Annotated in this window: 7 protein-coding genes, 1 tRNA gene and 1 pseudogene; 8 read left to right on the top strand and 1 reads right to left on the bottom strand. The window is 36.1% G+C overall.

What is annotated here, in order from left to right:
* Positions 1-85 precede the first annotated feature (85 nt).
* Positions 86-1,615: a UDP-N-acetylmuramoyl-tripeptide--D-alanyl-D-alanine ligase gene (locus AAGD99_RS04190; protein ID WP_341822676.1), complete on the top strand. Its 1,530-nt coding sequence runs from the start codon at positions 86-88 to the stop codon at positions 1,613-1,615.
* A gap of 50 nt (positions 1,616-1,665) precedes the next feature.
* On the top strand, positions 1,666-2,616 hold the full coding sequence (locus tag AAGD99_RS04185) for a complex I NDUFA9 subunit family protein (protein ID WP_253307182.1): 951 nt from the start codon (positions 1,666-1,668) through the stop codon (positions 2,614-2,616).
* Positions 2,617-2,624: 8 nt separating this feature from the next.
* Here the strand turns inward: AAGD99_RS04185 and AAGD99_RS04180 are convergent.
* A tRNA-Arg gene (locus AAGD99_RS04180) sits at positions 2,625-2,698 on the bottom strand.
* 1,347 nt (positions 2,699-4,045) lie between these two features.
* On the opposite strand from AAGD99_RS04180, the pseudogene AAGD99_RS04175 reads away from it, so the two are divergent.
* The 6 genes and pseudogenes from AAGD99_RS04175 to AAGD99_RS04150 all read left to right on the top strand — a co-directional run.
* Positions 4,046-4,201 (top strand): annotated as a pseudogene (locus AAGD99_RS04175) (transposase); the annotation flags it as partial.
* Positions 4,202-4,320: 119 nt separating this feature from the next.
* Positions 4,321-6,984, top strand: coding sequence for an ATP-dependent Clp protease ATP-binding subunit (locus AAGD99_RS04170; protein WP_341822675.1), 2,664 nt, complete (start codon positions 4,321-4,323; stop codon positions 6,982-6,984).
* 26 nt (positions 6,985-7,010) lie between these two features.
* Entirely contained in the window at positions 7,011-11,717 is a 4,707-nt protein-coding gene (locus AAGD99_RS04165; protein ID WP_341822674.1) for an NAD-glutamate dehydrogenase, read from the top strand.
* A 269-nt stretch (positions 11,718-11,986) separates the two neighbouring features.
* A complete protein-coding gene (locus AAGD99_RS04160; protein ID WP_341822673.1) occupies positions 11,987-13,333 on the top strand; it encodes an IS110 family transposase in 1,347 nt (448 codons plus the stop codon).
* Between the two features lie 8 nt (positions 13,334-13,341).
* On the top strand, positions 13,342-13,638 hold the full coding sequence (locus tag AAGD99_RS04155; RefSeq protein ID WP_341822672.1) for a hypothetical protein: 297 nt from the start codon (positions 13,342-13,344) through the stop codon (positions 13,636-13,638).
* A complete protein-coding gene (locus AAGD99_RS04150) occupies positions 13,610-14,992 on the top strand; it encodes a PleD family two-component system response regulator (protein WP_341822671.1) in 1,383 nt (460 codons plus the stop codon). Before AAGD99_RS04155 ends, AAGD99_RS04150 begins: the two co-directional genes overlap by 29 nt.
* Positions 14,993-15,021 lie beyond the last annotated feature (29 nt).

The raw sequence follows: 15,021 nt of genomic DNA, 5'->3' as shown, positions 1-15,021 counted from the left end.
GATTGCAACCATTATTTATACATTGTCTAAAACATGTGGTATTTGCTACTTTATTCAATTTACTTTAAAGAGTACTCTCTAAATTATGTTTAAATGGAACACAAATAATATCATTGATGCAACTGGCGGAAGAGACGTAAATGGTTGTAATTGGACACATAGCTCAAATATTTCAACGGACACAAGAAGCATAAAAAAAGGTGATTTATTTATTGCACTCAAGGGAAAGAATTTTGATGGCCATAATTTTTTGCATGAAGCGTTTTTAAAAGGGGCTGCCGCTGCAATAGTAAGTGAGGGTAAATATAAAAATTTCCCTCTCATTATTGTACAAGATACCCTGAAAGCTTTGCACGATATGGCATCATACTATATTAGAAATATTCTTGTTGATGCTAAAATTATTGCAATTACAGGCAGTGTCGGGAAAACCACTACAAAGGATATGCTGCACACTGTTTTATCGCAATATGGAGTGTCCCATGCAAACAAAGGTAACTTAAATAATAATATAGGATTGCCTTTGACAATTCTAAAAGCTCCAAAAAACTGCCAGTACTTAATCCTTGAAATGGGAATGAATAAAGCTGGTGAAATAAAAGAATTATCAAAGATTAGTAATCCAAATATTGCAGTTATTACCAACATCGAACCTGCACATACTGAAAATTTTTCATCACTATTTGACGTTGCACAAGCGAAGTTAGAAATTCTATATGGTATGAAAAGTAATGGTACTTTGGTCTTGAACAGAGATAATAAATATTATGATTATCTCTCATCACGCGCCAATAGAAATGTAATAAGCCTCGGTAAAGATAAAAATGCTGAAGTTTGTTTACTAAACTTAATAAGAAACGATGAATCTTCTGTCATTTCAGCACTATCTTCTGTCATCCCAGTGCCCAGACACTGGGATCCAGGAAGTTCAATTGCAAATGAGCATATCAGACGGTTGTATAATAAAGACTGGATTCCAGCGTCACGCGCTGGAATGACATCAAACCGAGTTGCTAATAGATTAAGTTTAAAAATCAGGCTGAGTGATAATCAAATTATAAACTGTAATTTACGTGTGCAAGGTGAGCATTTTGCTTATTCGCTACTTGTTGTTGCAGCAGTTGTGCAGAGCCTCGGACTTGATTTATCAAAATTACCACTTGCACTTAAGAATTTTAGTGTAACGAAAGGTAGAGGCAATATTCATAAGGTCAAATACAATAAAAAATATATACATTTAATTGATGACTCCTATAACGCCAGCCCTGCTTCGATGAAAACTGCAATAAAAACTTTGAGTACATATTCTAATCAGAGAAAAGTAGCTTTGCTTGGTGATATGTTGGAACTTGGTGATAAAAGCATAGAATTTCATACAGATTTGGTTAAGATTGTCACAGAAAATAATATAGATAAAATTTATACAGTTGGTAAATTTATGTTAGAATTGCATGAGCTTTTGCCAGATAATATAAGAGGCACGCATTTTAATGATTCTAATCAATTGAAAAGTGATTTAGCTAACATTATTCAGAATAATGACGCAATTCTAGTTAAAGGCTCACGAAGAATGAAAATGGATCTTATTGTACGGGAATTCATAATAGAATATTAAGCAAAATCATTGTATTAATTTACAGTAACAAATTATTAGGAACTTTAATCGTGACAAAACGTGTAATTATTTTTGGTGGAACGGGGTTTATAGGGAAACACATCGTAAGACGCTTGGCAGCAGAAGGATATTTAATAAAGATATTCACTCGTAATCAGGAAAAAGCTGCTTGTTTAAAATTGTGTGGCAATTTGGGACAAATATCAATATTTAAAGGCGATTTTTTTGATGAAAAATCAGTTCTAGAGGGTATGGAAGAATGTGATGTAGCCATAAACTTAGTGGGAATATTATATGAAGCAAAAAAGCACGATTTTTACGCTGTTCACGTTAAAATAGCTGAAAGGATAGCAAAAGCTGCAAAAATGAAAAATGTACCTATGATGATACATTTTTCCGCTATGGGAATAGAAAATAGCAAGTTGTCAAAATATGCCAAAAGTAAATTGGAAGGTGAAAAAGCTGTAACTTCAGCATTTCAAGAAGCAATAATAATTAGGCCAAGCCTTGTATTTGGTAAAGAAGATAACTTCTTTAATAAATTTGCAAGATTAGCAACTGTTCTTCCTTTTTTGCCGCTAATTGGCAATGGAACGACTAAATTTCAGCCAATATGTGTAACAGACTTAGCTGAAGTGGTATATCGTATTATCAGTTTTAATAAGCAAGACAAGAAAATTTATAACATGGGTGGACCAAAGGTTTACTCTTTCAAAAGCTTATTGAAGTTTATTCTGAATGTTACTAACAGAAAGTGTTTGTTGATCAATGTATCTTTTCCAATGGCAAAGTTAATAGCTTTCTTTTTAGAAAATAAAATTATTTCTATGCTGCTAAAACCAATAACCGGAGATACGAACCCTGTGCTTACTCAAGATCAGGTGAAAGTTATGATGAATAGCTCAATCGAAAAGTCAGCTGACCTTGAAACAATGAAGGTTCGACCATTAGCAATTGAAAATGTGGTGCCAGAATACTTGAAGATTTATAGAAAGTATTGATAGAAGAGTGTGCCCGGTGGGATTCGAACCTACGACCCACAGCTTAGAAGGCTGTTGCTCTATCCAGCTGAGCTACGGGCACACAATATATATAAAATGCTTCTTAGTACAAGTGAAGTCAAGTATTTCGTGTGAATATGATGTTTGTGGTAATATCTTACAACACCTTGTCATTGCAGTTGTGTGTCACGCGCTGCCGAAATTGGATGCGAGAAGTCCATTTATTTTAGAAAATATTATATAGAAAGTTGCTTGACAAACTCCGCCAGCCCCCTTATTATGACAATAAGGGTATTTATGACTCAAAACTTGTTTTTGACCTGCAGGCTCAATGACAAAATTCAGTAAAAAACTTAGGGTATTTTTTGGCGGATTACATAAAATTATAGCGGCTGCATGTCTTTTTTATTTTTTCTACATTCAGCCAAATCGCGCTTATTTTAAGCGTTAGCACATTATTACAGCGCCACTTACAGTAATATAGAGTCAAAACTCGCACCACGGGGCTTCTTTTGCCTTTTTTTTCATTTGGTAAATTTCTTAATGTTTGTAGCTAAAAGAGCCCAAGAGAGGTGTCATCCCGCTGCTTGTTAGCGGGATCTATGTTAAGAGATACCGCGAATGAATCGCGGTATGACGTAGGACTGCTGTCATCCCAGTGCCCCTATGATGTCATTCCAGTCTGGAATCTAGCCTTTATTATTTGGTTGAAATTAAGTCTTCTGGATCCCAGTGTCAGCTACTTTCATAACATCATCATAAAGTAAAATGAGATCCCAGTGTCACGCACTGGGATGACATTATAGGGGCTACTGGGATGACATTATAGGGGCTACTCGGATGACATTATAGGAGCACTGGGATGACATTATAGGGGCGCTGGAATGACACCCTGACAATCGTCGTCCCGCTGCTTGTTAGCGGCTAAGAGATACCGTGAATGAATCACGGTATGACGGTTCGTGGTGGTATGACGGTTCGCGGTGGTATAGTAATTCGTCATCCCGCAGCGGGATCTATGTCAAGAGATACCGTGACGGTATGACGGTTAATTCACGGCGGTATGACGGTTCGCGATGGTATGACGTAGGACTGCTGTCATTCCAGTCTGGAATCTAGTTCTTATTGTACATTTACTTGGTGTAGAGTTAAGTTTCCTGGATCCCAGTGTTGGCTACTTGGATGACATCATAGGGGCGCTGGAATGACACCCTGACAATCGTCATCCCGCTACTTGTTAGCGGGATCTAGAGATACCGCGGCGGTATGACGGTTCGCGGTGGTATGACGTAGGACTGCTGTCATTCCAGTGCTTGACACTGGAATCCAGCTTCTATGCAACCTCATCAAAAACATTCATTTAGTATAAGATCAGCTACTTTCCATGCTAGTTTGCTTATAAATAAGCAAACTTTTCTGGATCCCAGTGACCTTTGTTGTATTGCCAAAGAGATGGGTCGTTGAGCGCTCTTTTGCTTAGTTGGAAAAGTGTAGGCGGTTGTGGAAAAATTGCGAACGTAAACTCAATACCAGCTTGCAAATGATTGTCCTTTCCTTCATTTCTCTCCTATTACGAAGATTTTAAACAGGTTCTTAAGAAAGTTTTAAATTTTTGCAGACCATACCTAACAATAAACAACTTTAGGTTTAAATTTATGAAATCAGTTGTTATATACATCAGCAAATACGAATTTAACTGGTGTTATGGACTTAAATAAATTTACCGAAAAAGCAAAAAGTCTAATTCAAAGTGCTCAGATGAAAGCGTTGGGAGCTGGGCATCAGATTTTTATGCCTGAGCATTTACTCAAAGTGATGCTTGAGGATGAATTAGGTTTAGTTCAGGATTTGATAAACGCTTGTGGTGGAAATGTGCAAAGTATTTCTGATGCTGTGGATAGCGCAATAAAAAAGTTGCCAGTAATTGAAGGTCCAGGAAGTGGGGGCCTTCAACTTTCAAGAGAAATAGCAAAAGTTTTTGAAGATTCAATTGGTATTGCAAAGAGAAATAAAGATTCATTTGTTGCTGTTGAGCGTTTACTGCAGGGCCTCACTGCACAAAAAGATGATACTGTAGGCAAAATTCTGGCAGAGAATGGTGTGACTCCACAAAAACTGAACTCAGTTATTGCAGAAATGAGAAAAGGCAGCAGTGCAGACTCGCCAAATAGTGAGGAAAAATTGAACGCTGCTAAGAGATATACAAAGGATATTACAGAGCTTGCTATGCAAGGCAAGCTTGATCCTGTAATTGGTCGTGATGAAGAGATCAGAAGAACTATGCAGGTATCACTGAGGCGGACAAAAAATAATCCAGTGCTGATCGGTGAACCTGGTGTTGGAAAAACTGCAATAGTTGAGGGGCTTGCAAATAGAATCGTTGCAAATGACGTGCCACTTGGTTTGCGTGATGCAAAGGTTTTAGCTTTGGATCTTGGTGCATTAATCGCTGGAACGAAGTTTAGAGGAGAATTTGAAGAAAGGTTAAAAGCAGTGATTAATGAAATTTCAAAAACAGAGGGAAAAGTTATCTTGTTTATAGATGAGCTTCATACTTTAGTTGGAGCAGGAGCAATAAGTGGTGCAATGGATGCCTCGAATCTGCTGAAGCCTGCTCTTGCGCGTGGAGAAATTCGCTGTATAGGAGCCACAACTTTAGATGAATATCGTGAACATATAGAAAAAGATCCTGCACTTGCACGGCGTTTCCAGCCTGTGTTTATCTCTCAACCAACTGAAACTGATACCATTTCAATACTCAGGGGTTTGAAGGAAAGATATGAAGTGCATCATGGTATAAGAATTACAGACGGTGCAATAATTGCTGCTGCAACGTTGTCCAATAGATATATAACAGATAGGTTTTTACCTGATAAAGCAATTGATTTGATTGATGAAGCAGCAAGTAGGGTGAGAATTGAAATGGATAGCAAGCCTGAAGTTATTGATGAACTTGAGAGAAAGGTTATACAGCTAAAGATTGAAGCAGAAGCTCTAAAAAAAGAAAGTGATGAAAATTCTAAACAGCGTTTAAAAAAGATAAATGAAGAGATCGAAAATCTAAACAGTAAATTTGCTGACTTGAACAGCAAATGGCAGATGGAAAAGAATAAAATAGCTAGAATACAAGAAACAGTTGAAAAATTAGATAACGCCAGAAAAGAGCTGGAATTGGCTCAGCGGAGTGGAAATTTAGGAAAAGCAGGAGAGCTGATGTATGGTGTGATCCCTCAGCTTGAGAATGAATTAAAAAATCAGGAAAAGGTTACTGATAGTTTCTTAAAGAAAGAAGTGACTGGAGATGATATTGCAAACATTGTTTCAAAGTGGACAGGAATTCCAGTTGATAACATGATGCACAGCGAAAAGGAAAAACTTCTTAACATGGAGAATGAAATAGGAAGAAGAGTAATAGGGCAAAAAGGCGCGATAGAAGCAATAAGTAATGCAGTTAGGCGCTCTCGCTCTGGTGTGCAAGATACTAATCGACCTTTCGGTTCATTTTTATTCTTAGGCCCAACCGGGGTTGGAAAAACAGAACTGGCAAAAGCCCTTGCTGAATTTCTGTTTGACGATCAATCAGCGCTTTTGCGTTTCGATATGTCAGAATATATGGAAAAACATTCTGTTTCAAAGCTAATTGGCGCGCCTCCAGGGTATGTTGGCTATGAGCAAGGTGGCAGATTAACCGAAGCAGTAAGGAGAAGGCCATATCAGGTTATTCTGTTTGATGAAATAGAGAAGGCAAATCCAGATATATTTAATCTATTGCTGCAAATCTTGGATGAGGGTAGACTCACTGATAGTCATGGCAAATTAGTTGATTTTCGCAACACCATACTGATCTTAACTTCTAACCTTGGTGCAGAGATAATGCTTAAGGGAGTTACAGAAAATGAGACTCTACCTCCTGTCATCCAAGTAGCTGACACTGGGATCCAGATGCAGATTTCAGCGTCACGCGCTGGAATGATATCGGAAGGAGGAGTTGCTAACTCTGTAAAAAGCGAAGTGATGCAAATAGTTAAATCAGCATTTCGTCCAGAATTTTTAAACAGGCTGGATGAAATTATTATATTCCACAGTTTAACCAGAGATGACATCTATAAAATTATAGATGTTCAATTTTCTTATTTACAAAAAACACTTGCTAAGCGTAAACTGAGTATAAGTTTGTCGCAGGAAGCTAAAGAACTAATAGCACAAACTGGCTATGACCCTGAATATGGAGCAAGGCCCCTAAAAAGGGTTATACAAGAGTGTATTCAAAATAATTTAGCTAAATTAGTTTTATCAGGGGAAGTAGTAGAAAATGATGAGCTAATAGTGTACGCTCTTGATAATGAAATCTTAGTTAAAAAGGTTTAAGTTCACTGTGTATTTTTGTTAAAAAAATGTGTATAGATCATAATGTTGACACTGAGTCTTTATTTGAGTTAGTTGATCAAGAAAATCAGCAAGATAAAGAAAAAATTAAAAAATTTATTAAGTATTTTTATAGTTTTGTTTATAAAAGCGACCTAAAAGCCAACGATAAGTTTTTGCTATATATTGTAAACGATGCTTACAATTTTGTTTCTCAAAAAGAGAAAGATGAAAGTAAGTTAGTAGTAAGCAATATAGATGATATACCAGGAATAGAAGGCGATTTTACCACGATTAAGATAACAAACGATGATATGCCATTTTTGGTTGATTCTGTTATTGCAACTATTAAATCGCACAATTTAACCATATGCTATTACAGCAACAGCATAATTAACATTAAAAGAAAAGATGGCCTAATAGATGAGATTTACTCCTTGGAAGAAAGCAATGGAGTCAAAGAATCAGTTATATATGTAATTATCAAAGGTATAAGTGACAGTTTTGTTGATACATTAAAAGAATCTCTACAAAAAACGCTGAAAGCAGTTAATTGCGTTGTGAAAGATTGGCACTTAATGCTCAAGAAACTTGATGAAGCAAAAAGTCTTCTTTTTGCCATCGAGCAGCCAGCGTCGAACGCTGGAGTGACACCAGGAAAAGATTTCTTAGATTGGCTAAAAAACAATAATTTTGTATTTCTAGGTTATCAAGAATATATTGCTGGTAAAGATGAAAAACTCGTCTGTGATAGCAAAAAGGACCTTGGCCTGATAAGAGTAGGTCAAAGTACGTTGATTCCTTCTGCAAACCTTGATTCCCTATACATATTGAGATCAGATCTAATCTCAATAGTCCATCGGCGTACATACATGAATTGTATAGGAGTAAAAGAATTTGATGACCAGGGTAATGTAGTAAAGGAACGGCGTTTTTTCGGGCTATTTACTTCTGTAGCGGAGGTCCAAGATATTCGAACTATTCCAATAATAAGAGATAAAGTTAAAGTTATAGAAAAAAATGCAGGGTTTGTAACCGGGGGCCACAATAACAAAGCTTTAATTTCTATTTTACAAGCATTCTCTTGTGATGAATTATTCCAATCAAATGAAGACGAATTATTTAAAATTTGCATTTCGATCATGTCTCTTGCGATTAGGCCAAGGGTCAGATTATTTTTAAGAAGAGTAAGGGATTTTATTAGTTGCATAGTGCTGATACCAATGCGTTATGCTAGCGCTAGGCTAATGTTCAAGATACGTGACATATTGAAGGATGAGACAAGTGCAGAAAGTTCAGATATTTATAACAATCACATTATCAATGAATATGATTTGATGAAATTGCATGTAGTGCTAAAGACCAAAAATGCTAGTGTTCCTGATGACGAAGTTTTGCGTATCGAAAACAAATTAAGGAACATTACGGAAAAGTGGGAAGATCGTTTTATAGACAATTTATATAATACTTTTAGTACTGTTGAGGATATATTCATCCGTTATTGCAAGGCATTTCCAATAAGCTATCAAGAGAGTTTCGAACCTCATGACGCATATTACGATATGAAAAAATTGGAGATAGTGAGGAAAAAAGGAGTTAGCGAGGTCGATTTAAGACTTACTTGTGATAATCTTAATTATCAATTAAAGGTTTACACTTCGAGCAATGGAGGTCTTGAATTATCGAAGATATTAAGAATTACTAAGAATTTGGGAGCTAAGATTCTATCTCATAATGGCTATTACATAGAAATTAACGGCGGAATATGGATACACCATTTTGTGTTGTCAAGAGTCGATGAATTAATAGACAACATTACTCTAAAAGAGCAATTTGAAATAACACTTGCGAAAGTGTTTAGAAAGGAAATTAAAAATGATTATTTCAATAGTTTGGTCATTATTGCTGGACTGGAGTGGAAAGAAGTGCTTCTGGTTAGAGCGCTCAGTGCTTACCTAAAGCAGACGTCATTTAACTACAATCCAGAATATATCCAAAAGGTAGTCTCAGAGTATCCCAAAATAGTAAAGTATTTGATACAACTATTTCATGCAAGATTTGATCCTAGCATAGACATTGATAGAGCAGAAACCACGGACATTTTCATAGAAAAAATTGAAGAACTTCTAAAAGAGATCAGCAATGTTTCACATGATTACGTTTTGCGCTCGATATTTAACTTGATAATGGCTATTTTAAGGACCAGTTATTATCAAGACGATAAACCATATTTATCTACAAAATTTGACTCAAATAAAATAAATGGTTTGCCTGATCCTCGTCCATATCGTGAATTGTATATTTATTCAAATCTTTTTGAGGGAATACATCTAAGAGGAGGGAAATTGGCCCGTGGTGGCTTAAGGTGGTCGGATAGGACGGAAGATTTTCGCACTGAAGTTTTGGGGCTCATGAAAGCTCAGATGACAAAAAATGCGGTTATTGTACCTGTTGGCGCAAAGGGTGGGTTTGTAATTAAGCAAGTTTATAAAGACAAAGATATTTTAAGAGAGAAAGGTGTTGAATGCTATAAGAGTTTTATCAGGGGAATGCTTGACATTACTGATAATGTAGTTAATGGCAAAATAATTCCACCAGAGAATGTGATTAGGTATGATGAGGATGATCCATACTTGGTAGTTGCAGCAGATAAAGGCACTGCTTCTTTTTCTGACTATGCAAACCAAATAGCCTCTGAATACAATTTTTGGCTTGGCGATGCATTTGCATCTGGTGGATCAGCAGGTTATGATCACAAAAAAATGGGTATTACAGCCAGAGGTGCATGGATTGCAGCGCAGAGGCATTTTTGGAAAATGAATAAGGATATTTACCAAGATGCAACTGTTATTGGAATTGGAGATATGGCTGGCGATCTATTTGGAAACGGTATGCTGCTTTCAAAAAATATACATTTAATCGGCGCATTTAACCATATGCATATTTTTATTGATCCAAATCCTAGTGCAGAAAAGAGTTTCACAGAGCGTAAACGTCTCTTTGAGTTACCATTTTCAACTTGGATGGATTATAACAAAGATTTGATTTCTAAGGGTGGAGGAGTATTTGAGCGTAGCAGCAAGCAAGTAAATATTTCTCAAGAAATAAAAAAATGCTTTGATATAACAGAAGATATGCTACCTCCAAGTGATTTGATTAGATATCTACTCAAAGCAGAAGTGGACTTCATATGGAATGGAGGAATTGGCACGTTTGTTAAGGCAAAGAGTGAAAATCATAGCATGGTCGGTGACAAAGCAAACGATGAGTTAAGAGTAAATGGTAAAGATATTAGAGCTTCTATGTTTATAGAAGGCGGAAATTTGGGATGCACACAGCTTGGAAGAATAGAATATGCTGAAAGAGGTGGATATATAAATGCAGATTTTGTTGATAATTCAGCCGGAGTGATATGTTCGGACCTTGAAGTTAACATCAAGATTGCATTTGTTTCAGCTATGAAAGCAGGGGGTGTTTCTTTAGAAAAAAGGAATGAAATACTGGCAAGTATGGTGGACGAAGTTGCATCCAAAGTGCTTGAGAACCACAACAGAATTGAAACAAAAGCATTACTTCTTGAGTGTTTGCAAGCTAAAGAGAGATTGGAGCAGCACCACAGGTTACTGCTCAGTTTAGAAAAATCTGGGCTGTTAAACCGAAGCGTAGAATTTCTTCCAACTGAAGAAGAGATAGCAAGGATGTTAACTGGTGCAGAAGGTTTCAGTTCTCCTCAGCTTTCTATTCTAATGTCTTATGCTAGAACGGCAATAAAAAATGACATTATACATTCCGATCTGCCTGAAAAAGATCTTATATCTAATGACTACTTGCTAGGTTATTTTCCTAAAAAGATGATAACAAAGTTTAAGGATTTCATATTAAAACACCAACTTCGTAGAGAAATTATCTCTACTTGCATTGCAAATGATGTAGTGAATAGAATGGGCTGTATATTCATCAATAATTTGGCTGAGAACACTGGAATTAAGGTACAAGAAGCGGTTAACATATATATTGTTGTTAACCACCTGTATGATTTAAACAGCCTGTGGCAGAAAATTGATGAATTGGATGGAAAAATTGATGTTAACTCATACTTACAAATAGTGAGGAACGTGCAGAAATTTATTGGCAGAGTATCGTTTTGGTTAGTGAAAAATCTTGGCAAGCTTAGCTTTGTAGAGTTGGATGATGTTACAAAATTTAAAGATGCAATTGAAACTTTAGGCCAGAACTTAACTGATGTTTTAGATGAACACCTATTAAAGGTCTGTAGCCATGGATCAACTTCTTTAGTAGAACTTAATATAAATAAAGATCTAGCAAAAAAAGTTGCTGATCTATACGTTCTTGCTTATGCACTGGACATTATATCTGTTGCTGAACAGACATCTTTGTCCATTCTTGATGCTGGTAAAATATACTTTGAGTTAAAGTCGCTGTTAAGATTCGATCTGATTAGAACAATTGCCATCAAGATGAAAAGCCGCTCTTCTTATTGGGATCGCAGCTTAGTTAATGATTTATTGGACGATTTAAGCAATTACCATCACAAGCTAGCTGTTAAAGTCATAAAAGCTACTGATAACCCCGAAGATAAGGTTCAAACCTGGGCTTGTAATGATAAGGACTACATAGAACGTTATAATAGTTTTTTAGATGAGATAGTTGCTTCTAAACTTGATTTAAGCAAATTAATATTTATAATCAGGAGGATTAAAGTACTTGCTTCATAGCACCGAACAGAAAAATCTGTCAAACCAGGAAGAAACTCTCCAATTTAAGTTTTTAGCAGTTTTTAAGTACAATTGTACAGGAGGTGCTTTTGCAGTTATAACCGAATTTTTCACTGGTGCCATAAGTGCCCGTTTCATAGCATGGTTTTGGGAGGAACGTTCGAACCATTGATGGAGCCATATTTTATGACTACCTCGTTTAGGAGATTGTATAATCTTAACCATTCCCAAGCTGAAGCACTTCGTTATTACAAATTATAGGAGCTACCATGAAAAAAGCAAAAAGTAAATTAGAGATAATGAATCCTAACGCAGCAGGAATAGATATCGGTTCATCTGTGCATTATGTATGTGTACCTGAAGAAAGAGATGAACAACGTGTACAAAAGTTTAGCTGCTTCACAGAAGATCTTCACAATATAGCAAAGTGGTTAAAGAAGTGTAAAGTTACTACAGTAGCTATGGAGTCAACAGGAGTATATTGGATTCCTTTGTTCCAAGTACTTGAATCGTATGGATTCGAAGTAAAACTGGCAAATGCAAGGCATGTAAAAAATGTACCTGGGAGAAAATCAGACGTCCAGGATTGCCAATGGCTACAACAACTACACAGTTATGGGTTAATCCAAGGATCGTTTAGGCCAGATGATCAAATGTGCATATTGCGTAGTTATGTTCGGCAACGTAAAAATCTTACAGAAAGTGCGACTACACATATTAATAGGATGCAAAAGGCGTTAGTACAAATGAATATTCAGTTACATAAAGTAATAAGCCATATAACAGGTGTCACTGGAATGCAAATTATTAAGGCTATAATCGAAGGTGAAAGAAATCCTAATAAATTAGCTGAATTAAGGGATGTGCGAATAAAGAGTGATAAATCGGCTATTGCCAAAGCACTAACAGGTGACTACAGAGAGGAACATTTATTTGCATTACAGCAGGAATTTGAACTATACAATGTTTATCAGGAAAAAATAGCAGAGTGTGACAAAAATATTGAAAACCACTATAAGACATTTGAAGCGAAATCTGACGAGAGTAAAGAGTTAAGCAAGGAAAGAAGTAAGTATCGAAAAGATAAGCCAAACTTTGCCTTGCGTGAAGAATTGTATCGAGTAACCGGTATAGATTTTACTAAAATTCCTGGATTTGATGTACTAACTGTACAAGCTATTATTTCGGAAATTGGTATTAACTACAGTAAATGGCGATCAGAAAAGCATTTTACTTCATGGTTAGGGCTAAGTCCTGCTAATAAGATTACAGGGGAAAAAGTATTTAGGACAAGAACTCGTGAGGTTATCAATCGTGCTGCAAATGCCTTTCGAATGGCTGCTTATGCCGTGGGAAAAAGTAAGAGTGCATTGGGTGCATATTATAGAAGATTAAAAAAGCAACTAGGATCCCCAAAAGCAATTACTGCTACAGCAAGGAAATTAGCGTGTATCTTCTATCAAATGTTGAGATACGGACAAAAGTATGTAGAAAAAGGAATGAACTATTACGAAATACGTTACAAAGAGAGAGTCGTGAAAAATTTGATCAAAAAGGCACGGGATTTTGGTTATATCTTGGTGCAACAGGAAGAGCTAGTTGAGGGAGTTTCTTAGGAGGAAAAATGTTTAATATAGGTCTTTCAGAAATTTTGGTCGTTGCTTTAGTGAGCATAATTGTTCTTGATAGAAATAAGGTGCCTGTATTTATTGATCTTATTAGGAATACATATAAGTATCTTATGATTATAAAATCAAAAGCTAGGAGGTTATTGAAAGACGCAGGAATTGAAGACTTATATAAAGAGTGTAATACTGAGAAAGTAAATTACATAGTTGGTAAAAATGGTAAGCTTTATCCTACTTACGATATAGATAATACATCTAAAGATAATGACAGCGAAGATTCTAGTAGTAGATGATGTACTATCTAATGTCAAGCTTTTAGAAGCTCGACTAAAAGCAGAGTACTATACGGTTATCGTGGCCTATGATGGTGAGGAAGCCATGGATTTAGTAGCAAAACAGCAGCCCGATATTATATTACTCGATATTATGATGCCAAAAATGAATGGCTTTGAAGTTTGTAAGGAGCTAAAGAATGATCCCTTGACAACCCATATTCCAATAATTATGGTAACTGCGCTGCATGACGCTCATGATAGAGTACAGGGCATTAATGCTGGTGCAGATGATTTTCTGACTAAACCAATAGACGAAACTGCTTTATCTGCAAGGATCAAGTCTCTCACGCGCTTAAAAATGATTATAGATGAATTGCGTTTAAGAGGAGAAACCAACGCTGAGATTGGCGGAGTAGCAGGAAACAGTATTATGGATTATTCTAATCAGATTTTTGATGCTAACATACTTGTTGTAGATGAAGATGTCTTTCAAGCAGAGCAGATATATAATGTACTAAAGCACCGCTTTAGGTCAATTAAAATACTGAGTGATCCAGTGGAGGCATTAAAGGTTGGTATTAAGAATAATTACGACCTGATCATTTCTGATATGCAGTTTTCAAAAACTGACGGCCTGCGTTTGTGTTCTGAGTTTCGTAGTAAAGTAGAAACACGCTATACACCAATTCTGATTCTTTCTGAGGATTATGATAAAAACAATTTAGTAAAAGCACTTGATGTAGGTGCTAATGATTATTTAACAGTACCTTTGGATGAGGGTGAGTTAATAGCAAGGGTTAATTCGCAAGTAAAACGCAAAAGATATCAAGATGCCTTGAGAATGAATTTATTTAATAATGCGGAAATGTCTATAAAGGACCCATTAACTAACTGTTATAATAGAAGATATTTTGATGCACACTTAAGAAACATTGTTAAGGACTCTGTGGAAAAGGATAGAAGGTTGTCTCTTATGATACTTGATATAGACTATTTTAAGATGGTGAATGACAGTTTTGGGCATAGTGCTGGAGATGAACTTTTAAAGCAAGTACAGAAAAGAATTTCTGAAAATATCAGAGTGACAGATTTACTAGCTAGGTTTGGTGGTGAGGAGTTTGTTGTTGTAATGCCAGATACCAATGTATCAGATGCGTACACTATTGCGGAGAGAATACGAAAAATTATTGCTAAAGAACCTTTTATACTTGCGGACAAAAATACAACCCATAACATAACTGTGAGCATTGGAATTGCAGAAATGCAAGGATCTGACCTTGACGATATTAAAAAATTTGTAGTACGTGCTGACAAATATTTATATAAGGCAAAAAACAGTGGTAGAAATAGAGTGGTTACTGGCTATAGCTAAAGTGGCTTAAGTTTACCGACAACCGTCAT

Source organism: Wolbachia endosymbiont (group A) of Clivina fossor, from assembly GCF_964026865.1.
GTDB lineage: Bacteria > Pseudomonadota > Alphaproteobacteria > Rickettsiales > Anaplasmataceae > Wolbachia.
The sequence above is the reverse complement of the archived record's forward strand: the minus strand, read 5'-3'. Positions and strand labels throughout refer to the sequence as shown.